The 24,640-nt window shown below is 63.3% G+C and carries 19 protein-coding genes; 11 read left to right on the top strand and 8 right to left on the bottom strand.

All coding sequences use genetic code 11. From position 1 onward, the window contains the following. Window positions 1–3: 3 nt before the first annotated feature. The 7 genes from ACN0YJ_RS02700 (at window position 4) to ACN0YJ_RS02730 (ending at window position 7,240) form a co-directional block, all read left to right on the top strand. Complete coding sequence (locus tag ACN0YJ_RS02700) at window positions 4–1,362, top strand: NAD(P)/FAD-dependent oxidoreductase (RefSeq protein WP_417495255.1); 1,359 nt, start codon at window positions 4–6, stop codon at window positions 1,360–1,362. After that, a complete protein-coding gene (locus tag ACN0YJ_RS02705) occupies window positions 1,359–2,132 on the top strand; it encodes a DUF1365 domain-containing protein (protein WP_417495256.1) in 774 nt (257 codons plus the stop codon). The genes ACN0YJ_RS02700 and ACN0YJ_RS02705 overlap by 4 nt, the downstream gene beginning before the upstream one ends. After that, on the top strand, window positions 2,132–3,379 hold the full coding sequence (locus tag ACN0YJ_RS02710) for a class I SAM-dependent methyltransferase (protein WP_417495288.1): 1,248 nt from the start codon (window positions 2,132–2,134) through the stop codon (window positions 3,377–3,379). Before ACN0YJ_RS02705 ends, ACN0YJ_RS02710 begins: the two co-directional genes overlap by 1 nt. A gap of 77 nt (window positions 3,380–3,456) precedes the next feature. Further along, window positions 3,457–4,239 carry a molybdate ABC transporter substrate-binding protein gene (gene modA, locus ACN0YJ_RS02715; protein WP_417478646.1) on the top strand — a complete coding sequence of 261 codons (783 nt, stop codon included), beginning with the start codon at window positions 3,457–3,459 and terminating at the stop codon, window positions 4,237–4,239. Next, on the top strand, window positions 4,239–4,910 hold the full coding sequence (modB, locus tag ACN0YJ_RS02720) for a molybdate ABC transporter permease subunit (protein WP_417495257.1): 672 nt from the start codon (window positions 4,239–4,241) through the stop codon (window positions 4,908–4,910). The genes modA and modB overlap by 1 nt, the downstream gene beginning before the upstream one ends. After that, complete coding sequence (gene modC, locus ACN0YJ_RS02725; protein WP_417495258.1) at window positions 4,900–6,000, top strand: molybdenum ABC transporter ATP-binding protein; 1,101 nt, start codon at window positions 4,900–4,902, stop codon at window positions 5,998–6,000. The genes modB and modC overlap by 11 nt, the downstream gene beginning before the upstream one ends. Before the next feature lie 88 nt (window positions 6,001–6,088). Next, a complete protein-coding gene (locus tag ACN0YJ_RS02730; protein WP_417495259.1) occupies window positions 6,089–7,240 on the top strand; it encodes a CaiB/BaiF CoA transferase family protein in 1,152 nt (383 codons plus the stop codon). A gap of 7 nt (window positions 7,241–7,247) precedes the next feature. Here the strand turns inward: ACN0YJ_RS02730 and ACN0YJ_RS02735 are convergent, their stop codons facing one another. Continuing rightward, window positions 7,248–8,924 (bottom strand): methyl-accepting chemotaxis protein, encoded by a 1,677-nt coding sequence (locus ACN0YJ_RS02735; RefSeq protein WP_417495260.1) that lies wholly within the window; start codon window positions 8,922–8,924, stop codon window positions 7,248–7,250. A 251-nt stretch (window positions 8,925–9,175) separates the two neighbouring features. After that, window positions 9,176–10,333, bottom strand: coding sequence for a glutamate 5-kinase (gene proB, locus ACN0YJ_RS02740; protein ID WP_417478642.1), 1,158 nt, complete (start codon window positions 10,331–10,333; stop codon window positions 9,176–9,178). A 298-nt stretch (window positions 10,334–10,631) separates the two neighbouring features. On the opposite strand from proB, the gene ACN0YJ_RS02745 reads away from it, so the two are divergent. From ACN0YJ_RS02745 to putP, 3 genes are read left to right on the top strand one after another with little or no spacing between them, the layout of a single operon-like run. Then, entirely contained in the window at window positions 10,632–11,411 is a 780-nt protein-coding gene (locus ACN0YJ_RS02745) for a pyrroline-5-carboxylate reductase family protein (RefSeq protein WP_417495261.1), read from the top strand. 20 nt (window positions 11,412–11,431) lie between these two features. Next, window positions 11,432–12,718, top strand: a complete 1,287-nt coding sequence (locus tag ACN0YJ_RS02750; RefSeq protein ID WP_417478655.1) for a glutamate-5-semialdehyde dehydrogenase — start codon at window positions 11,432–11,434, stop codon at window positions 12,716–12,718. A 51-nt stretch (window positions 12,719–12,769) separates the two neighbouring features. Then, the gene (gene putP / locus ACN0YJ_RS02755) at window positions 12,770–14,278 is read left to right on the top strand and encodes a sodium/proline symporter PutP (protein WP_417478640.1); all 1,509 of its coding nucleotides are present in this window, start codon (window positions 12,770–12,772) and stop codon (window positions 14,276–14,278) included. 62 nt (window positions 14,279–14,340) lie between these two features. Here the strand turns inward: putP and ACN0YJ_RS02760 are convergent, their stop codons facing one another. Further along, window positions 14,341–16,398 carry a 3-hydroxyacyl-CoA dehydrogenase NAD-binding domain-containing protein gene (locus tag ACN0YJ_RS02760; protein WP_417495262.1) on the bottom strand — a complete coding sequence of 686 codons (2,058 nt, stop codon included), beginning with the start codon at window positions 16,396–16,398 and terminating at the stop codon, window positions 14,341–14,343. 149 nt (window positions 16,399–16,547) lie between these two features. Here ACN0YJ_RS02760 and ACN0YJ_RS02765 point away from each other — a divergent pair, with 149 nt between their 5' ends. Next, entirely contained in the window at window positions 16,548–17,804 is a 1,257-nt protein-coding gene (locus ACN0YJ_RS02765; protein ID WP_417495263.1) for a TetR/AcrR family transcriptional regulator, read from the top strand. 31 nt (window positions 17,805–17,835) lie between these two features. Here the strand turns inward: ACN0YJ_RS02765 and ACN0YJ_RS02770 are convergent, their stop codons facing one another. The 5 genes from ACN0YJ_RS02770 to ACN0YJ_RS02790 form a co-directional block, all read right to left on the bottom strand. Next, a complete protein-coding gene (locus ACN0YJ_RS02770; protein WP_417495264.1) occupies window positions 17,836–18,735 on the bottom strand; it encodes an acyl-CoA thioesterase in 900 nt (299 codons plus the stop codon). Window positions 18,736–18,838: 103 nt separating this feature from the next. Then, window positions 18,839–20,074: an NAD(P)/FAD-dependent oxidoreductase gene (locus tag ACN0YJ_RS02775; RefSeq protein ID WP_417495265.1), complete on the bottom strand. Its 1,236-nt coding sequence runs from the start codon at window positions 20,072–20,074 to the stop codon at window positions 18,839–18,841. Between the two features lie 127 nt (window positions 20,075–20,201). Then, window positions 20,202–20,390: a DUF2892 domain-containing protein gene (locus tag ACN0YJ_RS02780; RefSeq protein ID WP_417478635.1), complete on the bottom strand. Its 189-nt coding sequence runs from the start codon at window positions 20,388–20,390 to the stop codon at window positions 20,202–20,204. Then, window positions 20,387–23,665 carry an efflux RND transporter permease subunit gene (locus ACN0YJ_RS02785; protein WP_417495266.1) on the bottom strand — a complete coding sequence of 1,093 codons (3,279 nt, stop codon included), beginning with the start codon at window positions 23,663–23,665 and terminating at the stop codon, window positions 20,387–20,389. The genes ACN0YJ_RS02780 and ACN0YJ_RS02785 overlap by 4 nt, the downstream gene beginning before the upstream one ends. Next, window positions 23,662–24,639: an efflux RND transporter periplasmic adaptor subunit gene (locus ACN0YJ_RS02790; RefSeq protein WP_417478633.1), complete on the bottom strand. Its 978-nt coding sequence runs from the start codon at window positions 24,637–24,639 to the stop codon at window positions 23,662–23,664. The genes ACN0YJ_RS02785 and ACN0YJ_RS02790 overlap by 4 nt, the downstream gene beginning before the upstream one ends. Window position 24,640 lies beyond the last annotated feature (1 nt).

Here is a 24,640-nt window from a genome sequence, read left to right on the forward strand (position 1 = left end):
CCAATGGGTGCACTACAACAGAAGAAACGGATCGCGGTGATCGGCTCGGGAATTGCCGGGCTGGCAGCGGCCTGGCGCCTGACACTCGATAATCACGTGACCCTGTTCGAGGCGGCCTCCCGACCGGGCGGCCATGCCCATACCGTGGAAGTCGATATCGATGGCGCGACCGTCGCTGTCGATACCGGTTTCATTGTCTTCAACCCGGCCAATTACCCCAATTTCACCGCCATGCTGGATCTGCTGGGCGTCGAGACCTCCCCCAGCGACATGTCCTTCGCTGCCTCGCTCGACAGTCATGGCTTCGAATATTCATCGCGGCCCGAAGGCCTGTTTGCCCAGAAGCGCAATCTATTGCGTCCGCGCATGTGGCGCATGCTGCGCGACCTTTTGCGCCTGCACGCGCATTCCAAGGCCCTCGACGCGGCCGCAGAGACGCGCAGCCTCGAGCAATTCCTGCGCGATGAAGGCTATTCGCGCACCTTCCGCGACGACCATATCCTGCCCATGTGCGCCGCGATCTGGTCCTCGCCCGTCGCCACGATGCGGGGTTATCCGGCCAGCGCCTTCTTCGAGTTTTTCCGCAATCACGGCCTGTTGCAGGTGCTGAACCAGCCCGCCTGGCGCACTGTGACAGGCGGGAGCCGCCACCATGTCGAGGCATTGACCGACCTCTTCACCGGCGATTTGCGGCTGTCGACACCGGTCCATTCGGTCACCCGCCAACGTGAATCGGTGACCCTGCATCTCGCCAATGGCGGCACCGAGCCCTTCGACGAAGTGGTTTTCGCCTGTCATAGCGACCAGGCGCTGAAACTTCTCGCCGATCCCTCGCCGCAGGAGATCAACCTGCTCGGCGCTATCCGCTATCGCGACAATATCGCCGTCCTGCATACCGATACGCGGCTGATGCCGCGGCGCAAATCGGCCTGGGCGAGCTGGAATTATCTCGATACGCCGGACCGGTCCGGTCAGGAGCGCATCAGCCTCACCTACTGGATGAACCGGCTGCAGCCGCTGGCGACAACCAGGCCGGTCCTGGTCACCCTCAATCCCGATCTCGCCCCGGCACCGGAGCACGTCCTGCACACGGATCATTATGCCCACCCCGTATTCGACGCCGCCGCGATCGCGGCGCAGCGGCAGATCCATGAAATCCAGGGCGATCATCACAGCTGGTATTGCGGCGCCTGGATGGGATCGGGCTTCCACGAGGACGGCCTGCAATCCGGCCTCGCCGTCGCCGAAGCGCTGGGCGCGCCCACACGCCCCTGGGGACTGGAAGGCATGACCGGACGTATCGTCTGGCCGGACCACATTCCCCTGCGCGCCAATAGCCCAAGCGCGATTGCCGCCGAATGACTCCCCTGCCAGCCTCTCTCCTGGACGGCGATGTCGGACACTCACGGCTGGGACCGAAGCGCCACAGCCTGCGCTATCGCATGGCCTCCATCCTGCTCGATATTGACGGGCCGGATCGGGACCGGATCCGCTCGCCCCTCTTCTCGGTCAATCGCTTTAATCTCGTCAGCTTCCAGGCCCGCGATCACGGGCGCGGCGAGGCAGAGCTGCGGCCCTGGGTGCAGGACCAGCTGGACGATGCGGCAGCGGATTTCCCGCTGGGCCGGGTGCAGATCCTCGCAGCCCCGCGCGTGCTCGGCCTGGTCTTCAATCCGGTGACGGTGTTGTTTTGCCATGACCGGTCGGCAGCATTGCGGGCCGTCATCTTCCAGGTCAGCAATTTCCATGGCGGCCGCCATGCCTACACCTTCGTGCTGCCACGCGCCACCGCGGGAGAGAGCCTGCGCTTTTCCAGCCGCAAGCGCTTCTTCGTCTCGCCCTTCAACGACACCAATGGCGAATACCGCTTCCGGCTCGATCGCGATCAGACCGGTTTGCGCCTGGCAATCCAGCTGTATCGCGACGGCGCCTGCGTCCTCAGCGCCGTCCAGAAATGCACGATCCGGCCACTGACGACGCGCAATCTGGTCCGCGCCCCGTTTTCGCTGGCCTTCAACACCATCAAGATCGTCGGCGCCATCCTGCTGGAAGCCCTACGCCTTCGCCTGAAGGGGTTAAGGCTGTATACTCCCCGGCACGGCTCCATCGACACCAGACCCTGGAGACAATGATGGATATCTACTCGGATCAGACCGGTGATACCGGCCAACCGGAATCCGGCAGCGCGCTGGACCGTTTCATCGCCAACCGTTTGCGCCGGGCCCTGTCGGACCTGGACGCGGCCCATCTCGTCATCGAATTGCCATCGGGCTATCGCGTTTCCTGTGGCGACCCGGAAGCGGTTGCCCAGGCCGAATGGCGACTCAAACGCTGGAATGCGCTGTTGCGGCTGGGCGGAAGCGGCGCGCTGGGCTTTGCCGAAGGTTATGTGAATGACGAATGGGAGACGCCCGATCTGCGCGCCCTGCTCGATGTGCTCGCCCGCGCCTTCGACCAGATCAGTGTCGCCCAGGCGAAGGGCGGTCCGAGCCGGATCATCGGCCAAGTCCAGCACTGGCTCAACGCCAATACGCGCAGCGGCAGCAAGCGCAATATCGCCTTCCACTATGATCTGGGAAATGCCTTCTACGCGCTCTGGCTCGATGCGAGCATGACCTATTCCTCGGCCTGTTTCGCGACGCCAGACCAGGGTCTGCAAGCCGCCCAGGCCGAGAAATACCGCCGGATTTGCGTCGCCGCGCAATTGAAGCCCGGCGATCATGTGCTCGAGATTGGTTGCGGCTGGGGTGGTTTTGCCGAAGTGGCCGCGCGCGATTTCGGTTGCCGCGTCACCGGCGTCACCCTGTCGACAGAACAGCTGGACTATGCCCGGACCCGCATCGCCCGGGCCGGGCTGAGCAACCAGGTCGATCTGCAGATCCGTGATTATCGCGATATCGACGAGACATACGACGCCATCGTCTCGATCGAAATGTTCGAAGCCGTTGGGGAGGCGCACTGGCCGGTCTATTTCGACCAGCTGGCGCATTGCCTCAAACCGGGCGGGTATGCGGCGCTACAGGTCATCACCCTGCGCGAAGCGGATTTCGATCATTATCGCGGCACGGTGGATTTCATCCAGAAATACGTCTTTCCGGGCGGCATGCTGCCGCCGCCATCGGCGCTCGCCGGGGAGGCCCGGCGCGCGGGGCTGGACGATATCGACGCCTGCATGTTTGGCGAAGACTATGCCAACACACTGCAGCACTGGCACGCCGGCTTTGATGCCACATGGCCACAGATCCGCGCATTGGGCTTTGATGACCGCTTCGCCCGCATCTGGCGCTACTACCTCGCCTATTGCGAAGCCGGCTTCCGTTCGGGGCGCTGCGATGTCGGTCAATTCGTCTATCGCAAGCCGGCGACCACCCTGTCCTGAGTCGAGGCTCTGGACCGCGCGCCCGATCCGCCGTCAAATAGGGTGAGGGGCTTGTCAGCCACCGGGAGCGGAGCGCTTTGGCCTGGACGGATCGAATACGCAGTCTTGTGAGTGCCGGCGTGCTGACGCTTGGCTGGCTGTTTCACCCTGCGCCTGCGGCCGCCGATCAGGCGCTGATTGCCGTGGCGTCGAATTTCGACGCGGCAGCGCGCGCGCTGCAGACCCGTTTTGAGCAAACAGGCGAACACACCGTCTTGATCACGCCCGGCTCGACCGGACGATTCTATGCCCAGATCCTGCATGGTGCGCCCTTCGATGTATTCCTGTCTGCTGACCAGCTGACGGTGCACCGCCTCGAAGTGCAGGGCCAGACCATTTCCGGCACGCAATTCACCTATGCCGTGGGGCATATCGCCCTGTGGTCGGCCGGTGACGCTGACACAGCCGGCCCGATAGAAGACAGGCTGCGTGAAGGCCGCTACCGCACGCTCGCCATCGCCAATCCGGCACTCGCACCCTACGGCGCAGCCGCCCGTCAGGCGCTGCAAGCGCTGGACTTGTGGTCTCCGGCGCAAGACCGGCTCGTGACCGGCGAGAGCATTGCAGCCGTGCAGGCGATGCTGATCACCGGCAATGCCGATCTTGGCATCGTGCCGGTCTCCCAATTCGCCGGCACAGATATGAGCACCGACCCCGATTACTGGGCGATACCGCAACATCTCTATACGCCGATCCGTCAGGATGCGGTGCTGACCCGGCATGGACAGGACAATCCGGCAGCGCGGGCCTGGCTGGATTTCCTCGCCAGTCCGGAGGCGCGGGAGATCATCTCGGCCCATGGCTATGGTGTTGTGGATTAATGCCTGATCTCGGCCCGCTCTGGCTCAGTCTCCAACTCGCGGCGATCACCACCGTGATCCTTCTGGCGCTCGGCACACCGCTGGCCTGGTGGCTGGCGCGCACGCGCTCAGGCCTGAAACCGGCCATCGAGGCCCTGACCGCCCTGCCACTCATCCTGCCGCCGACCGTGATCGGCTTCTATCTGCTGATCCTGCTCAACCCGACCTCGCCGATCGGCAGTTTCTGGCTGACCCTGACCGGCGACACGCTGACCTTCTCCTTCACCGGCCTGGTTGTGGCCTCGGTGGTCTATTCCCTGCCCTTCATGGTGCAGCCGCTGCAGAGCGCCTTCGAGAGCGTCGGCCGGGCACCACTCGAGGCCGCCGCCAGCCTCGGCGCCTCGCCGCTCGACGCGTTTTTCAGCGTCGCGGCACCGCTCTCCATCCGCGGATTTCTCACCGCATCCATCCTGAGCTTCGCCCACACAATCGGGGAATTCGGTGTCGTGCTGATGGTCGGTGGCAGTATTCCCGGCCAGACCCGCGTCATCTCGATTGCGATTTTCGAACAGGTCGAGAGCCTGCAATATCAGGACGCCCATATCCTGTCGGGCCTGCTGATCGCCTTCTCCTTTGCCACCCTGCTGCTCGTCTACAGCCTCAATCGCCGGTTCCGTATCCATGTCGGATGACCGGCTGTCCCTGCAGCTGCGCGCCCGGCGCGGTGGCTTCGACCTCGATATCGAGGCGGAGATCCCGCTCGACGGCATCACCGCCGTGTTCGGCCCCAGCGGCAGCGGCAAGACCAGCCTGCTGCGCCTGGTCGCCGGTCTCGACCGACCCGATGAAGGCCGCATCGCGATGGGCGATACGGTCTGGGTCGACCGCGCCCGGCATGTTTTCACCCCGGCCCACCAGCGCCCGGTCGGTTTGGTGTTCCAAGATGCACGCCTGTTTTCGCATCTCAGCGTGGCGGGCAATCTCGCCTACGCGCAGCGCCGCGCCGCGACCGGCCCGACACGTTTCGATTCCGAAACGATCATCAAGGCCCTCGATCTCGCTCCGCTCCTGCCGCGCCGACCAGCCTCGCTGTCGGGCGGCGAAGCACAGCGCGTGGCGCTGGCCCGCGCCCTGCTGACCCAGCCGCGCCTGCTTCTGCTCGACGAGCCGATGGCCGGGCTCGACCATGCCCGCAAGGCCGAACTTCTGCCCTATCTCGACACGACCTTGCGGCAATTGGAAATTCCGGCCCTCTATGTCAGTCATTCCGTCGAGGAAGTGGTGCGCCTGTCCGACCGTGTGCTGGCCCTGTCCCAGGGTCGTTGTGTCGCGATGGGCCCGGTCGAGGAGGTCTTTGCCCGGCTGGAAATCGAACCGCTGGAGCGCGATTTCGAAGCCGGCTCGATCCTGGCCGGACAGCTGATCGACCAGAATGAACGCCTGCAGCTCAGCCGCGTCGACATTGGCGGCCAGGTGCTGGAATTGCCCATGTCCGCCGCGCTACAGCCCGGTGATACGGTCCGGCTGAGAATCCGGGCCCGCGATGTCGCAATCGCGACCCTGAAACCCCAGGCGATCAGCATCCGCAATGTGCTCGATGGCCGGATCATAGCCATCAGCGAAAACGAGACCTCACCCTATGCCGATCTGACCGTCTCGATCGGGACCAGCCAGTTGAAAGCCCGCCTCACCCGGGCCTCGATCGAGGCGCTGGAACTGGCACCGGGCCAGGCCGTCTACGCGCTGGTCAAGAGCGCCAGTTTCGACCGCGGACCGGGTTGATCGCAGCACCGGTTACGGTGAAGCTTTGCCAGCAGGACACTGCAGCATATTAGCAGCTAGTATACGGCAGATTTCCAGGGGGATTCCCGTGACACAAGCAGTAGACAACAAGCCACTTGCCGGCCTGAAGGTTCTGGAACTGGCCCGGGTTCTGGCCGGTCCATGGATCGGTCAGACGTTGGCCGATCTCGGCGCCGACGTGATCAAGGTCGAAGCCCCGCTCGGCGATGATACCCGCCATTGGGGGCCACCCTGGGTCAAGCACGAGAGCGGCGCTTCTTCGGCCTATTATCATTCCTGCAATCGCGGCAAGCGCTCGATCGCGCTGGACTTTACCAAGCCGGAAGATCGCGATCTCGTGCTGGAACTGGTCGATGGCGCCGATGTGCTGGTGGAGAATTTCAAGGTTGGCGGGCTGGCCAAATACGGGCTCGACTATGACAGTCTGAAGGTGCGCAATCCACGCCTTGTCTATTGTTCCGTAACGGGTTTTGGCCAAACCGGACCCTATGCCCACCGCGCCGGCTATGACCTGATGATCCAGGCGATGAGCGGGATCATGGACCTGACCGGCGAGCCTGACCGTCCGCCCCAGCGCCTCGGCGTCGCCTTCGCGGATATCTTCACCGGCGTCTATGGCGTGATCGGTGTCCAGGCGGCCCTCGCCCAGCGCGAGAAGACAGGGCTTGGCCAGCATGTCGATATGGCGCTGCTGGACAGCATGATGGGCGTGCTGGGCAATCAGGCGATGAATTATCTGACGACCGGGGTCGCACCGCACCGGCTCGGCAATTCACACCCGAATATCGTGCCCTATCAGGAGTTTGCCGCCAGTGATGGCCATATCATCCTGGCCTGCGGCAATGATGGACAGTTTGAACGCCTGTGCACCCTGCTTGATTTCCCGCCAGACGTTCTCGTCCGCAATCGCACCAATGCCGAACGCGCTGCCAACCGGAGTGAACTGGTGGCACAAATCGCCGATGCCATGGCGCGCTTCACGCGCGATGATCTTCTCGCCGCACTTGAGCAGGAAGGCATTCCGGCCGGGCCGATCAATACCGTCGAGCAAGCCTTCAACGATGTCCAGGCACAGCATCGCGGCCTCGCGACAGAAGCCGACGGCATTCCCGGCATCCGCAATCCGATCCGCCTGTCCGGCATCGAAGTCGGCTCGGGCAAGCGCTCACCCGGTCTCGACGAACATGGCGCCGGGATCCGGGAGCGTTTGTGGGACTAGGCTGCGGTCAGGCTGCGCGGATCGTGTTCAGGAACTGGTCGAACTCATCCTTCCAGGCGCCCTGATTGCGGGCCATGTCGGTGCAGGAATTCAGCACGTCGCTGGAGACCTGGTCGGTCTGCTGGGTGAATTCGGCAACCTGGCCAACATCGGTGGCCGCCTTGGTCGCGCCCGCCTGGGCCCGCTGAGCCGACTCGGCGATCTCCGAGGTGGCGACGCGTTGCTGTTCGATTGCCGCGGCCGAGGCCGTCGCCAGTTCGCCCAGCTGGGACACGGCTGCGAGCGCCGCCGCCGTCGACTTGGCGCAGGCCTCGGTCGAGGACTGGATCGCCGAGATGCGCTGGGTGATCTGCTGGGTGGCACCGGAGGTCTGCTCGGCCAGCGCCTTGACCTCGGAAGCCACGACGGCGAAGCCCTTGCCGGCTTCACCCGCCCGAGCGGCCTCGATGGTTGCGTTGAGTGCGAGCAGATTGGTCTGCGAGGCGATGGTGTCGATCAGATCAATAATCGCACCGATGGCTTGGGCCGATTCCGCCAGCTGCTCCACAACCTCGGAACTGACGCGCGTTTCCTGGTCGGCGACCTGTGACAATTCACTGGTGCGGGCGACCTGGCTGGAGACTTCCGCGATGGACGCGGCGAGTTCCTCGGCGGCGGCGGCGACCGACTGCACGCTGCTGGCGGTCATATCGGCGGCCTGGCGGGCCGAGTTGGACTGGCCGGCAGCCTCGCTGGACCGGGACTGCATCTGGCCGGCGGCCAGTTCGAGGCCTTCCGAGGAACGCATGACACTCTGCATCAGATTGGAGGACGCCTCTTCAAAGCGTTCCACAGCCTGCCGGGTGGCTTCCTGCTGACGCATCTTGGTTTCAGCTTCGGCATCATCACGCGCGCGCACCTCATCGGCGGCCGTCAAGGCTCCGTCGAGTTGCGACAGGGCACGGCTGAGCTCACCAAACACATCGGTGCGATCCTGGCCGGCGATCTCGACATGCCGGTCGCCGCGGGCCAGGGCTGTAAGGGTTTGCTGCACGCTCGCGACTGAACGGCGGATCGAAGCACCGATCATGATGGTCAGCCCATAAAGCACACCAGCCGCGACCAGGACGGCGATGGCCGCGATCCAGAAGCTGAGCGTGCGCATGGCGTCGAGTTCAGCCCAACCGGCGCGCAGATCGTCAGCCGTGCCGTCGCGGACACTCTCGATCATTGTATCCATCTCATCGTCGAACACCGCCAGGCGTTCGGTATAGGCGATCGTGTCGGCTGTGGTCAGGTTCTGGACTTGCGCTTCGAGCTCGCCGAACAACACCGTCAACGCTGCGTATTCAGTGAGGATCTCGTCAAAGGTCGCCTGATAACGGGCGTCGAGCCCGGTCTCCCGTGTAGTTTCGATCGCAATCCCCAGATCGGTCAGATTGCCGCGCGCATCGGCGATGAAATCATCGGTTGGCAGCGCCAGCATGCGATAAGTGTCGCGCAGGAAGGACGTCATGTCCTTTTCCAGCGCATTGGCGGCGACGTTCGCAACGGTGGTGTGCCGCGCTTCAGTGCTGACCCGCGCCACCGCACTGCCAACCAGACCGTTGACGAGCACATAGAGCAGCATGGCGCCAATCGAGGCGACGGCGAGCAGGGACAGGCGGCCACGCAAGGACATGTTTTGCAGGTTGATCGCAGGCATCAAGGGACTCCATGGCCCGGAACCGGGCGGCGTGACGGGTCAACCGGTCAACGCGATGAAGTCTTGCGCAGGCCAGCTTCCCAGTTGACGGGCCCCGCAAAAACGGGTCCGCCGAAGGAACTGACAGCATTAATTGTCAAGGTTAATCGCTGGCTACGCCGGGGACACCGCCCATATCATATCTTATGCATCAGGGAGCGAGCGCGGCGGCCTGCGGCAACCGGAGCGCCAGGCGCTCCGGTTGGATATCGTCAGGATGCGACCAGGGTGACCTGATCTGTCGGCACATCCCATGGCAGGTGGTGGTTTTGCAGCATCACCAGATTTTCCGGACTGATGACCCGGGTGCCAGCATCATAGCCGAGCAATTCGCTGATCGGCTGGTCGAGATGCCGCGCCAGAAGAAGCGTTTCATTGGACGAGAAATTGGTCAGGCCGCGAGCGCACTCCTCATCGGCTTCATTATAGATGTGCAGCACATCGCCCTTCTGGAAATCACCATGGATCGAGACGATGTCGGCGCGCTCGACCACGAGGTCGCCGGCGAGCATGGCATCAATCCGCTCCTGCTTGAGCACCAGGCTACCGGCCATTTGCAGACGATTGGTGAGCCAGACCGCCCAGGACGAAGCCGGCGTACCCTTGGCGACGCAACGCGTATGACGGCGTTCCTTGGCCAGGATGGAGGAGATCGGCCGCTCGATAATGCCGCGCGCGATCAAGGTCTCGCAACCGGCATCCTGGGCCATGTTGGCCGCATGCATCTTGGTCAGCATGCCACCGCTTCCCAGTGCACTCGTGCTATCGGTCACCGCCAGATAGGAGCTGACATCGTCAATCGTCTCGATGAATTGGGCGCCAGGCTCTGAGGGGTCGCGATCATAGAGGCCGTCGACACTGGTCAGGATGATCAGATGATCCGCCTGGATCATGTGGGCGACCTTGGCGGCGAGACGATCATTATCGCCGACGCGGATTTCCTGGGTCGTGACCGTGTCATTCTCGTTCACCACGGGCATCACGCCGTGCTCGAACAGGCGCTGGATCGTGTTGCGGATATTGAGAAAGGTCCGGCGCTCCTCGATATCGCCCAGCGTCACCAGGACCTGGCCAATAATATAGCCATGCTCGGCGGCAACCTGGCCGTAAGCGTTCAGCAAGAGCGGCTGACCGCAGGCAGCTGCGGCCTGCTTGTCGAGGACATCGGCCTCTTCGGGCGACTTGTTGACGGCATTGAGTCCGAGCGCGACGGCGCCGGACGAGGTCAATACAACATCATAACCCTGCTCGCGCAGATCGGCGATGTCGCTCAGAAGCCCGTGCATGAAGGCATATCTCAGGGTCAGTCGCTTGCTGTTGGCCAAAAGGCTCGAGCCGATCTTTACAACAATTCTCTTGCGCGCACTCAAAACAGGTCTCCGTTCGATATCTGGGGTAAATTTCAGGGGTCGAGCAGTCTATACGGGAACACGAACCTCATTTCAACCAACCGACTCCTGTAATGGCAAATACATTATATCAACTCTTGCCCTAATTCTGCCGCTTAACGCTTCTGCGCTTACTCACAAATTTGATACGGTATTGGACTCTGTGAGAGATTTGCGTTCGCTTTGCTTATAAGATACTACACGCCCTGAAATGACCGCAGGCCAGTGCTAGCCCAGCTTCTGTGATGGCCACCCAGCAGGTCGTAACAGAGGATTATAGATGCAGATCTTGTTGATCGGGTGCGGGAAAATGGGCGGTGCCATGCTGCGCCGCTGGCTCCAGTCAGATATTGCACGTTTCACCGTCGCCTCACCCAATGGCGGCTCCGTGCCGCCGGGGGTCGAGCATGTGCGCTCACCCGCAGAATTGGGCGAACGCCTGTTCGACATGGTGCTGATCGCGGTGAAGCCGCAAATGATCGACACGGCATTGCCGCCCTATATGCCACATCTGGCACCGGATGGCTGCCTCGTCTCGATTGCCGCAGGCTATTCCAGTGCCCGCCTCACCGCCCTGATCGGCGATCATCCGGTTATCCGGCTGATGCCCAATTTGCCGGCGATGATCGGCCAGGGGGTCAATGGCCTGTTCGCCAATGCGCCGTGCACTCCCTCGCATCGCGAGGCCGCAACCGCACTGGCCACCACGACCGGCTCGGCGATCTGGGTCGAGGATGAAGACCAGATCGACCGCATCACCGCCGTCGCCGGCAGCGGGTCGGGCTATGTCTTCGAAATAGCCCGCAGCTATGTCGCGGCCGCCGAAGCCCTGGGCTTCGATACGGCCACGGCGCGAACCCTGGTGCTCGACACCATGGCCGGGGCCATCGAGATGGCCCGGCAATCCGACCACTCACTGGAGACCCTGCGCAAGGATGTGACGAGCAAGAACGGAACGACCCAGGCCGGGCTTGAAGCCCTGATGCAGGACGGGCAGCTCGACACGCTGCTCGAAAACACCACCAAAGCCGCTTACGCGCGGGCCATAGAGCTGCGATAACAGACGCTGCCTGCCCGCCCATCACCACCAGACAGACTACAAGGAAAATAATGTCCGAGACCGTGCAAGACTATGTCAATGAGCTGGGCCGCAAGGCCAGGCAAGCCGCCGGCGCCCTCGCCGGAGCCACCACTGAACAGAAGAATACCGCCCTGCGCGCCACCGCCAAGGCCCTGCGCGAAACCATGCCCGCCCTGCTCGACGCCAATCGCAAGGATGTCGAAAGCGTCGCTGGCAAAGGCAAGAATGCCGCTTTCATCGACCGTCTCGTGCTCGATGCCGGCCGGATCGAGGCGATGGCCTCGGCGCTGGAACAAATCGCTGACCTGCCAGACCCGGTCGGACGCAAGCTGGCCCGCTTCGAACGGCCCAACGGGCTCGTCGTCGAGCGCGTCTCGGTGCCGATTGGCGTCATCGCCATGGTTTATGAATCGCGCCCGAATGTCGGTGCCGATGCTGGCGCGCTCTGCCTGAAATCGGGCAATGCGATCATTTTGCGCGGCGGCTCGGAAAGCCTGAACTCAACGCGCCAGATTGTCGCCTGCCTCGCCAGCGGCCTGAAAGAGGCCGGTCTGCCGGAAGAGGCTGTCCAGTTGGTCGATACGACCGACCGCGATGCGGTGAAATTCCTGCTTCATTGCGCCGACTATGTTGATCTCGTCATCCCGCGCGGCGGCAAGGGCCTGGTCTCCCTGGTCCAGCGCGAAGCGCGCGTGCCAACCCTGCTGCACCTCGATGGCAATGTGCACACCTATATCCACAGCGCCGCCGACCTGAACAAGGCGACCGCCGTCGTCGTCAATGCCAAGCTTCGTCGCACCGGCGTTTGCGGCGCCACGGAAAGCCTGGTCGTCGACCGGGCGATTGCGGGCCAATACCTGCCTGGCCTGCTCGATGCCCTGGGAGACTGCGAGGTCCGCGGCGAAGCGGAGTCCATCGCGATCGATGCCCGCATCAAGCCCGCCTCCGATGAGGACTGGGACACTGAATATCTAGACGCCATCCTGTCGGTGAAACTGGTCGATGACGCGGCTGAGGCCATGACCTTCATCGAGGCCCATTCCTCGCACCATACCGACGCGATCATCACCGAAGACAGCGACACTGCCGCCGCCTTCCTGCGCACTATCGACTCTGCGGTCGTGATGCATAATGCTTCGACCCAGTTTTCCGACGGGGGCGAGTTCGGCATGGGGGCGGAGATTGGCATTGCCACCGGCAAGATGCATGCGCGCGGCCCGGTCGGGCTCGAGCAATTGACCATCTATAAATATCTCGTTCTCGGCGACGGCCAGACCCGGCCATAGCGCCCCCGGCCGCCACCCAGACAAGTCTCAATCCATGATCGTGAGCGTGACATGCAAACCGAAGCCCTGATTTCACTCGCCCTCTATTTCATCCTGATGATGGCGATTGGTTATTACGCCTACCGAAAATCGACCAGCAATGTCGCTGAATACATGCTGGGTGGCCGTCAATTACACCCGGCCGTGGCGGCGCTCTCTGCCGGCGCTTCGGATATGAGCGGCTGGATGCTGATGGGCCTGCCCGGCGCCATCTATGTCTCGGGGATGAGCAGCGCCTGGATCGCGGTCGGCCTGCTGATCGGGGCCTATCTCAACTACAAGCTCGTGGCGCCACGCCTGCGCGCCTATACCGAGATCGCCGAAGATGCGATCACCATCCCGGATTATTTCGAAAAGCGCTTCAAGGACAAATCACGCCTGCTGCGCGTCATCTCCTCGCTGGTCATCGTGATCTTCTTCACCCTCTACACCTCCGCCGGGGTTGTTGCGGGCGGCAAGCTGTTCGAAGCCTCCTTCGGGCTGAGCTATGAGCTCGGGCTTTTCCTCACCGCCGGCGTCGTCGTCGCCTACACCTTGTTCGGGGGCTTCCTCGCCGTCTCACTGACCGATTTCGTCCAGGGCTGCATCATGTTCGTCGCCCTGATCACGGTTCCGATCGTGACCTATATGGTGCTCGGTGGCAGCGAGCCCATCCTGACAGAGATCAATGCAATTGATCCGACCCTGCTGCAGATGACCACGGGCGTCACCGTCCTCGGTGTGATTTCGAGCATGGCCTGGGGGCTCGGCTATTTTGGCCAGCCACACATCATCGTCCGCTTCATGGCGATTGCGACGCTGAAGGAAGTTCGCGCAGCACGCCATATCGGCATGAGCTGGATGCTCGTCACCCTGATCGGTGCCGTCGCCACCGGTATTCTCGGTCTCGCCTATGTCACCTCGACCGGCGCAGAACTCACGGATCCGGAAACCATCTTCATCCTGCTCTCCCAGGTCCTCTTCCACCCGTTGGTTGGCGGCTTCCTGCTCGCCGCCATCCTGGCTGCGATCATGAGCACGATTTCCTCACAGCTTCTGGTCTCGTCCAGCTCTCTGACCGAGGATTTCTACAAGCATTTCGTGCGCAAGGGTGCCAGCCAGACGGAACTCGTCCTGGTCGGACGCTTCTCGGTTCTGGCCGTCTCCCTGATCGCCATTGCGCTGGCCTTCGACCGCTCGAGCACCATTCTCTCGCTGGTCTCCAATGCCTGGGCCGGTTTTGGTGCCGCCTTCGGCCCCCTGATCCTGCTGAGCCTGTTCTGGCGCGGCATGACCCGCAATGCCGCGCTGGCCGGCATGGTCACCGGCGCCGCAACAGTGCTGATCTGGATCTACGCGCCGTTCGAGATCAACGGCATGCGCCCATCCGACATGATGTATGAAATGGTGCCGGGCTTCGCGCTCAGCCTGATCGTCACACTCATCGTCGGCTTCATGACGCGCACACCAAGCAGCGCGTTGACCGAGGATTTCGACTCCATGAAGGAAGCCATGCGCACCGGTGTCATCGCGCCGAAATAACGCCCATCGGCAAGCCGACAAGAAAGCGGCCGGCGGGGCAATCCCGCCGGCCGTTTCCATATTCAGTTGAAGCTTTCACCGGCCTCGGCCTTGCCTTTCAGCAAGCGCGAGACAATGAAATCCGGCCCCAGCGCATCGGCGTGACGGGCCAGGCCGTCGAGCACGGCCTTCAGCCCGATCGTATCAGCCCAGAACATCGGACCACCGGTAGAGGCCGGCCAGCCATAACCATTGAGCCAGACGATATCGATGTCCGAGGCGCGCTGTGCCATGCCCTCCTCGAGGATTTTCGCGCCCTCATTGATCATTGGATAAAGCAGGCGTTCACGGATCTCATCGCCGGATAGCTTGCGCTGCGCCCGGCCGCTCCTGGCGGCAAAATCCGCGATGATCGCCTCGGTCTCCGGTGAGGGCGAGCCGCGACGGTTCTCGTCGTAATCGTAGAACCCCTGTCCAGTCTTCTGACCGCGCCGGCCACGCTCGCACAGGACTTCGCGAATGGTCGAACTGGTCGAGCCTTCTGCGGTCCAGCCCAGATCCAGCCCGGCCAGATCGGCCATCTGAAATGGGCCCATCGGGAAGCCGAATTCGGTCAGGGCTGCATCGACCTCCCACGGGGTCGCGCCTTCGAGCAGAAGCTTTTGCGCTTCGCTCTGACGCGGGCTGAGCATGCGATTGCCGATGAAGCCGGGGCAGACGCCGGAGACGACGGCGATCTTGCCGATTGTCTTGGCCAGTCCCATCACCGTCTTGAGCACTGACGGCGAGGTTTTGGCGCCGCGCACCACTTCAAGCAGGCGCATGATATTGGCCGGCGAGAAGAAATGCAGCCCGACCACGGCCTCGGGCCGCGTCGTCTCGGCCGCCATCTCGTCGATATTGAGATAACTGGTATTGGAGGCCAGGATCGCGCCGGGTTTGACGAGGCCATCGAGGCGCCGGAAGACCTCCTTCTTGATCTCCATCAGCTCGAACACCGCCTCGATCACCAGATCGCAATCGGCGAGCTCCTCATAATCCAGCGTCGGGGTCAGCAAGCTCATGGCCTGCTCGACCTGCTCCATCGTCATGCGGCCGCGCGCTGCGGTGCGTTCGTAATTCTTTCGGATCGTCGCGACACCGCGGTCGAGGGCGGCCTGTTCACGCTCGACCAGGGTGACGGGCAGGCCGGCGGAGAGGAAATTCATGGCAATCCCCCCGCCCATCGTGCCGGCGCCGAGAATGCCGACTCTGGTAATCGGGATGAGGGGCGTGTCAGCGGGGATGCCATCAATCTTGGCGGCCTGGCGTTCGGCGAAGAAGAGGTGCCGCATTGCCCGGGATTGCGTGCCGGAAACGAGTTTCAGGAATAGCTCACGTTCCAGCTTGATACCTTGCTCAAACGGCAATTCGACCGCAGCCCGAACGGCCTCGATACAGGCCTTCGGTGCATCGAAACCTTGCAGTTTGCGTGAGTTTTCGGCGATGAATTTATCGAAGACCTGAGGATGGTTGGCGGCTTCGGCAATGCGGTCGGTGCGCAGGCTGGAGACCGGATGGCCGGCTGCGCCGGCGACCTCCCTGGCAAAGGCGATGGCCTCGTCGGCCAGGCTGCCGGTACTCGCGATCCGGTCGACCAGTCCGATCTCCAGCGCCCGGCTCGCTGTCACCGGATTGCCGCTGACGATCATGTGGAGCGCATCGGCGACGCCGGTCACGCGCGGCAGGCGTTGCGTGCCGCCCGCGCCAGGCAGGAGCCCCAGTTTCACTTCCGGCAGGCCCAGTTTGGCCGAGCCAATGGCGATGCGGTAATGGCAACCCAGCGCGACCTCCAGCCCGCCGCCCAGCGCCGTGCCGTGAATGGCCGCGACCACCGGTTTGCGGCATTGCTCGATCGCATCGACCACCTCAGGCAATGACGGCCCGACCGGAGGTTTGCCGAATTCGGTTATGTCCGCGCCCGCGAAGAATGTCCGCCCCTCGCAGCGAATGACGACAGCCTTGATGGCGTCGTCGCCCGCCGCCTCGGCGATCCCCGCAGCCAGCCCGGCACGCACGGCCTGGCCGAGCGCATTGACGGGCGGATTATCGGAGATGATGACGAGCACATCCCCGTGGCGTTGAGTGGTGATCACAGACATGGGCTGCTCCTGGCGATTCCGTTTCAATTCAGGCGTCTAACGCCATACCGGCGGGACATTCCGATTTGACCCCAAGCCAGGGCGCGCTGCAAGACACGCAATCTGCCGCCCTCGGTGACGCTCGCACGAAACTCTGTTAAGCCGATGATATGGATGCCAGACCTGATCAGGGCGAAGACGCCACCACACAGCGCTTTCAGCAGAAGCGGGACCGTATCCTCGATGCCGCGGCGCAGCTGATCAACCGGCATGGCGTCAAGGGGATGACCTTTGTCGATGTCGCCGAACTCGTCGGGCTTAACACCACAAGCGTGACCTATTATTTCAAGCGCAAGGAATTGCTGGCGGCGGCCGTTCTGGACCGCTCGATCGACCGGCTCGAGGAATTGATCCGCGACGCCGCGGCCCAGCCGACGCCGCGCGCGCGCGTCGCGCGCTATGTCCAGGCCCATTTCGAGCTGCACGCCCGCATCCAGCTCAATCGCGAACGTCCCTATACTGTGCTCTCGGATATCCGCGCCCTGGGCGAACCTTTTCGCACCGATCTGACGGCACGCTATGTCGGGGCGCTGCGCGCGGTCCGCGAATTCTTCGCGCCGCCGCTGACGGCACGTGACAAGGTCTTGCGCACAATCCGCGCCCATGTCCTGGTGCAAAACATGTTCTGGCTGCCCGGCTGGCTGGCCTTGTATTCGGTCGATGACTACCCGCGGCTCAGCCGCCGCATGATCGAGATTTTCGAGCACGGCATCACGCCGGCCGCGGCCGCATGGACGCCACAACTCCTGCCGGTCAAGACACCGTCCCGGACAGCCGAAGCGGAGGGCATGCCGGAGAATTTCGCGCGCGCCGCCACCTGCCTGATCAATGAGAAGGGCTATCGCGGGGCCTCGGTCGAACAGATCGCGTCAGAACTGAATGTCACCAAGGGCAGTTTCTACCACCATCTGGAAGCCAAGGATGAGCTGGTGCTGGAGTGTTTCCGGCGCAGCCATGAGCGGATCGAACTGGTGCAGCGTGCCGCCATCGACGCCAATGGCAGCCAGCGCGACCGGCTGGCCTCCGCCATCGCCACCCTGCTTGACGTCCAGCTGTGCAGTGATTTTCCACTCTTGCGCACGACGGCCCTGCAAGTCCTGCCAAGCGAATGGCGGACCGACATGCTGGAGCGCTCGACCCGGCTGGCCCGCCGCTTCGCGGGCATGATGATTGATGGCATTTCCGAAGGCTCGGTCCGCGCCCTTGACCCGTTGATCGCCAGCCAGGTGGTCATGGGCACGCTCAACGCCGCCTATGATCTGCGCGGCTGGATCTCCACCTTGCCGGACCCGACGGCGATCAGCCTGTACGGCTCGACCGTCGCCCACGGCCTGTTGGCAGACCCCGTCGATTTCGCCGTCGACTAGGCCGCAACCGCGGTAAAGCCAAGCGCCGGCACTAGGTCCGGCGCTGCCGGATCAGGCCTTCCTGCGCCGTGCTGGCAATCAGACGGCCATCACGGGCAAAGATCTGGCCGCGATTGAAGCCGCGGCCGCCGCCAGCCCAGGGGCTGTCGGTGACATAGAGCATCCACTCATCCGCACGCACATCACCATGCAGCCACAGCGCATGATCCAGACTGGCCGATTGCATGCCGGGACTGATCCAGCTGACCCCGTGTGGCTGCATGCTGGTGCTCAGCAAGGCCATGTCAGAGGCATAGGTCATGATCGCCCGGTGCATCACCTGATCACCGGCGATCGGCGCCACGGCCCGCATCCAGATCTGCCGCACCGGCTCACTCTTTTCCGGACGCAGCAATGACCAGGGCTTGACCGCCCGCATCTCGATCGGACGTGGCCGCGTCATCGCCTTCACGAAGGCTTCCGGCAGTTCGGCGCTCTCGCGCCGGATGAGTTCAGCATCGCTGAGCAGATCTTCCGGCTGCGGTATATCGGGCATTTCCGCCTGATGGTTGAACCCCTCTTCGGGGATCTGGAACGAGGCCGCCAGATTGAGAATAGGCTTGCCCTTCTGCATCGCGACAACACGCCGGGTGGAGAAGCTGCGCCCGTCGAAATCGCGTTCGACGCGGCAGATGATCGGCAGGTTTTCGTCCCCAGGCCGCATGAAATAGGCGTGGAGCGAGTGCACGATCCGGTCAGGCTCGACAGACGCGGTGGCCGACATCAGCGCCTGGGCAATCACCTGACCGCCAAACACCCGGCCCTGACCTCCGGGATTGCGCAGACCACGATAGAGATCGGTGTCGAGTTCCTCGACCGAGAGCAGGCGCTCCAGCCCTTCGATCAACTCGGCAGGCGTCTTGCGGGTCTCGGGCGTTTCACTTGCGGGCATGGCCAGGTCCTTCTTGTCGGCTTGATCAAGCCAATGGGCAGAAATTCGCGGTCAAAACGCCAGGCGTCAACGCCTATTGTGCAGCGCAACAAATACGCATGGATCAGAGGACGACCTGTTTCATCGATACAGACATGTCGGCCAGGCGCTCCAGATCGACCGCGCTGCCGGCGGCGATCAGCTTGCGGCCAAACATGAATTCCGGCGGCGCATTGACCGCTTCGACGGCGCGGACGCGATTGCCCTGCAAATGAAAGACGGCAAATGTCCCGGTCGCAGGATCGCCCCGCACCAGCTGGCTGGTCGCGTCGATGGGCAGGCCGGCGAGCTGGATTTTCAGATCATACTGATCCGACCAGAACCAGGGCACTTCCGGCGCATGCGGCGGCGTCGAGGTCAGGACATGAGCGACACATCGCGCCTGTTCCAGCGCATTGGGCACGCTCTCAAGCCGGAATTGCGTGTTGTAGAGCTCCAGCGGCCGGAAAGAGACATCGCCAATGGCGAAGATCGCCGGATCGCTGGTGCGCGCCTCGGCATCAACGATAATGCCATTGCCGCATTCGAGCCCGGCCTCACGCGCCAGCTCATCATTGGGCACGACCCCGGCACCGACCAGAACCAGATCGCAGTCCAGGACACGGCCATCGGCCAGCTCGACGGCCGTCACGGCCCCTGTGCCGGCAAAGCCCTTAGCGGCGGCATTGAAGATGAACTCGACCTGGTGATCGCGGTGATAGCGCTCAAGAAATTCCGACATGGTCGCGCTGGCGACACGGGCGGCGCTGCGCGCCTCGCGTTCGACAATAATGGCCTTGAGCCCCGCCTTGCGGGCCGACGCCGCGACTTCCAGACCGATATAGCCCGCGCCGATCAACACGATAGTCTTTCCGGGCATCATCGCCGTCTTCAGCGCTTCGGCATCGACCAGGCTGCGCAGGCTGAGGACGCCGGCGAGGTCCTCGCCGGGCAGACCGAGCACGCGCGGCCGCGCACCCGTCGCAATCACCAGCGCATCATAGCCGATGGCCTCGCCATCGCCGAGGATCACCTGCCGGGCCGTGCGATCAATCCGGGCAACACGGGTGCCAAGCCGCAGATCGACATCATTTTCACGATACCAGTCGTGCGGCCGCAGGATGACATGATCAAGGCTGCTGGTGCCCGCCAGCCAGGCCTTGGACAGGGGCGGACGCTGATAGGGTACGACCGCTTCCTCGCCGATCAGCGTGATCGCGCCGGCAAATCCGCCCTGGCGCAATTGCGCCGCGACGGAGCCGCCTGCATGGCCGGCGCCGATGATGACGATATCTTGCGGCGCATTGGCGGGCTGGGTCATGATCGGGAGGCTTTCTGCAAGGCGTTGGCGGGCAGCACCAATCAGACCTTATCACGACACGGGCGGGCAAGCGGGAAATCAGGCGAACGCCGCCTTTTGCCGCGCGCCGCGCCGTTTGCGATCAGATTTAGCCCTTCAGGCCGAACTTGCGAAAGATGATGCTCGGCGGGCAGAAGCCGGTGAAGCTGGACTGGACCAGATTGAAGCCGACGAAGATGGCCAGCGCGATCCAGTAGGGGTGTACCAGAAGCGACAGGGCAATGGAGATCAGGACCATGCTGCCCGCAAGCAGCCGGACGGCACTATTGATGGTCATGGCATATTTCCTTCTATGACCGGCTCCGCATCAGGCTGGACACCGGATTGGGGGATGTAGGGTTCGTCGGGATCCTTGAAAATCACATAGATGGCGGGGATCACCAGGACCGTCAGAAGGGTCGAGGACGCCAGGCCGAACAGAAGCGAGATCGCCAATCCCTGGAAGATCGGATCGCCCAGGATCACGACCGCCCCGATCATCGCCGCGATGGCGGTCAGCATGATCGGCTTGAAGCGAATGGCACCGGCTCGCAGCAAGGTTTCGCGCAAGGGCTCGCCGGCCTCCGCGCCGTGGCGGATGAAGTCGACCAGCAGGATGGAATTTCGCACAATGATGCCGGCCAGGGCGATGAAGCCGATCATCGAGGTCGCGGTGAAGGCGGCGCCAAACACCCAATGGCCAAACATGATGCCGATAAAGGTGAGCGGCACCGGCGTGAGGACGATCAGCGGCACCCGGAAGGAGCCGAACTGGGCCACAACCAGCACATAGACGCCGAGCAGCGCGACCATGAAGGCCGCACCCATGTCGCGGAAGGTGACATAGGTGATTTCCCACTCACCATCCCACAGCAGGGTCGGCGCATCATCATTGGCCGGCTGGCCATGCAGACGGATCACCGGCTGCGGCACCGCTTCCGTCCAGGGCCGGTCGTCGAGAGCTTCGGCAACTGCGCCCATGCCATAGATCGGCGCCTCATAGGCCCCGGCCAACTCGCCCATAACCATTTCGGCATAGCGGCCATCGCGGCGATAGATCGGGTAGGAGCCGGGCTCTTCGGTGACCGAGACGACATCGCCGAGCTCGACGACGCCGCGCGCACCCGGCAGGGCATTGGCCGGTACCGGCGTTGAAGCCAGACGTTCATTCCAGCTGCGCGCACCGCGTGGCAGGGCAACCGAGATATCAATCGGATTACGGCCCTCGCCGCGATGCGAATAACCCACCGGCATGCCGCCGATCAGGGCCTGGATGGTGTCATAGACATCGCTTTGCTGGACCTCGAAAAATTCCAGACTGTCCTGGTCGATGGCAATGCGCAGACGCGGCCGCGGCGTGCCGAAACTGTCATCGATATCGACGATATAGGGGACCGAGGCGAATGCAGCGCGCACTTCGGTGGCGACCGCGCGCCGGGTCTCGGCATCGGGACCGTAAATCTCGGCCAGCAGGGTTGCCATCACGGGCGGCCCGGGCGGGATTTCGGCGACGCGCACGACCGTGCCCTCGGGCATGTCGAGACCGTCAAGCAATTGCCGCGCCTCCAGCGCAATCTCGTGCGAGGAGCGGTCACGCTCGGTTTTCGGCGCCAGATTGACCTGGAGATCGCCCAGCTCGGGACGGTTGCGGAGATAGTAGTGGCGGACCAGACCGTTGAAATTGAACGGAGCCGCGGTGCCACTATAGAGCTGGATCGAGGTCGCTTCCGGCAGGGCTGCCAGACGGTCGGCGGCCTCGCTCAATACGCGCTCGGTCCGCTCCAGGGTCGCGCCTTCGGGCAGATCAATCACGACCTGGAATTCAGACTTGTTGTCGAAGGGCAGGAGCTTGACGGTCACCGTGCGGGTGAAGAAGAGCGACATCGATCCCAGGGTAAAGACCCCGATCACGAGCAGAAGCGTCCAGGCACGGCCGCGCGTGGCGATGACCGGCGTCGCGACGCGGCGATAGAGCCGGCCGAGCGGGCCTTCGCTCTCATGCGCGTGAGCAGCTTCATCGCCCGGCTTGTCTGGCTTGCCGCCGGCGATGACTTTCATCAGCCAGGGCGTGAGCACCATCGCGACGAAGAAGGAGAAGATCATCGCGGCCGAGGCATTGACCGGAATGGGCGCCATATAGGGTCCCATCAGGCCGGAAACGAAGAGCATGGGCAGAAGCGCCGCGACCACGGTCAGGGTGGCGACAATGGTCGGATTGCCGACTTCGGCGACGGCCTCGATGGCCGCCTGGACACGGGTTCGCCCGTCGCGCATCGCCCAGTGACGGGCAATATTCTCGATCACGACAATGGCGTCGTCGACGAGAATGCCGATCGAGAAGATCAGCGCGAACAGAGAGACGCGATTGATGGTGTAACCCATCAGATTGGAGGCAAACAGGGTGAGCAGAATGGTCGTCGGGATGACGACAAACACCACGACGCCCTCGCGCCAGCCGATCACGAAGGTGACGAGCAGAACGATGGAGACGGTCGCCAGCGCGAGGTGGAACAAGAGCTCATTGGCTTTCTCGTTCGCGGTCTCGCCGTAATTGCGGGTGATGGTGACGTCGAGCCCGTGCGGGATCAGCGTGCCTTCAAGCGATTCAATGCGCTCGATGATATGCTCTGAAACTACCACCGCATTGGCACCCTCACGCTTGGCAATCGCCAGGGTGACGGCGGGCAGGCGGTTCCATTCGCGCTCGCCCTCCTCACGATTGAGCATCCAGGCGCGGGCATCGGTCGGCATCGACCCGATCACGACAGTGGCGACATCGCGGACATAGACCGGGCGGCCATCGCGCGAGGTCACCAGCAGCAGACCGATATCGGGAATGCCCTGCAGGGTCTGGCCGGCAGTGACCGACCATGTCTGGTCGGTGGCGGTCAGATCGCCAACCGGGAAAGACCGATTGGCTTCGGCGATACGGGCGGCCAGCTGTTGCAGCGTAATGCCGTATTGCGACAGGCGCTCCGGATCGGGCTCGATGCGGATCTGGTCGGCGCGGCCGCCGACGATATAGGTCAGGCCGACATCCTCGACCGAGAGCAGGGCAGCGCGCAATTCCTCGACGATATTGTAGAGCGCGTTGTCATCCCAATGCCCGGCGTGATCAGCCCGGGGCGAGAGCGTCAGCGATACAATCGCGACATCATCAATCCCGCGGCCAACAACAAGCGGTTCCGGAATGCCATGCGGGATACGGTCCATATTGGCGCGGATGCGCTCATGCACACGCAGGATGGCCGCATCGGGATCAGTGCCGACATCAAAGCGTGCCGTCACCATCACCTGGTCATCACTGGTCTGGGAGTAGACATGCTCGACCGCATCGATCGACCGGATGATCGCCTCGAGCGGTTCGGTGACCAGTTCGACACCATCGGCGGCGCGCAGGCCATCGGTCTGGACCATGACATCGACCATGGGCACGGAAATCTGCGGCTCTTCCTCGCGCGGGATGACCATCAGGGCCAGCAGACCGACGGCCAGCGAGGCCAGCAGGATAAGCGGCGTCAGCGGCGAGCGGATGAAGGCCTTGGTGAGGTGTCCGGAAATTCCCAGCTTCATGGCTGCACCAGCAGGTCACCGGCGGCGAGACCACCGAGGATCTCCACGCCGTCTGCCGTATCCAGGCCCCGCTGGACGACAATATCGGAATGGCTTCCGTCCTGATGTTGTAGCCGGGCATAGTCGACACCGTAGCGGTTCGCCAGATAGTCGGCAGGCACCAGGATGGCGGCGCGCTCATCGACGGCGACATAGACCCGCACGCGCTCGCCAACGAAATAGCTGCCAAGGCCCTCGACCACCGCATCGGCGATCACGCGGCCATCTTCAACCTGCGGATAGACTTGCCGGATATAGCCCGACGGGGAGACATCGCCGGTCAGGTCGGAGCTGTCGACCATCACTGCATCGCCTTCACGAATGCTGCGGGCATGCCGCTCCGGCAAGCGCAGGCGCAAAAGATAGAGGTCCGAGGCGATCATCGCCACGGCTTCGCCCGGCAGAACAACGCTGCCGGAGGTCACGGGCACCTGCAAGACACGGCCCGAGGCCGGCGCCAGCACATCGCCCTGCCGCGATTGCTGCACCAGGACATTGCGGCTCTGGCGTGCGGCGGCGAGCTGACCTTCCAGCACCTCTGCAGTGGTGCGCGCAGCGTCGAGCCGCGCCTGCGGGAAGATACCGCGATCAAACAAGTCCTGGGCCCGGGTCAGATCGATCCGCGCCTGGGCGAGTTGTGATTCCAGAGCTGCGACATCGCCATTGGCGGCGCCAATCTGCGGCGCGATCCGGTCATCGACGACGACGGCGAGAATATCGCCGGCCGCGACGGCGTGGCCCTCATCAACCCTCAATTCGCCGATCGTACCGCCGATCCGCGCCCGGGCGCTGACCACATCGATACTCTCGACGGTGGCAAAGACCGCCTTGCGGTCAACGATATTCTGTTCGGTGACCGTGTAGGTCCCGCCGGTCTGGGCCATGGCGGGCGCGGCCAGCAGGGCCAGGGGAAAGAGGATTGCGGACAGTCGCATG

The sequence above is a fragment of the Maricaulis sp. genome, assembly GCF_048270095.1.
Classification (GTDB): Bacteria; Pseudomonadota; Alphaproteobacteria; order Caulobacterales; family Maricaulaceae; genus Maricaulis.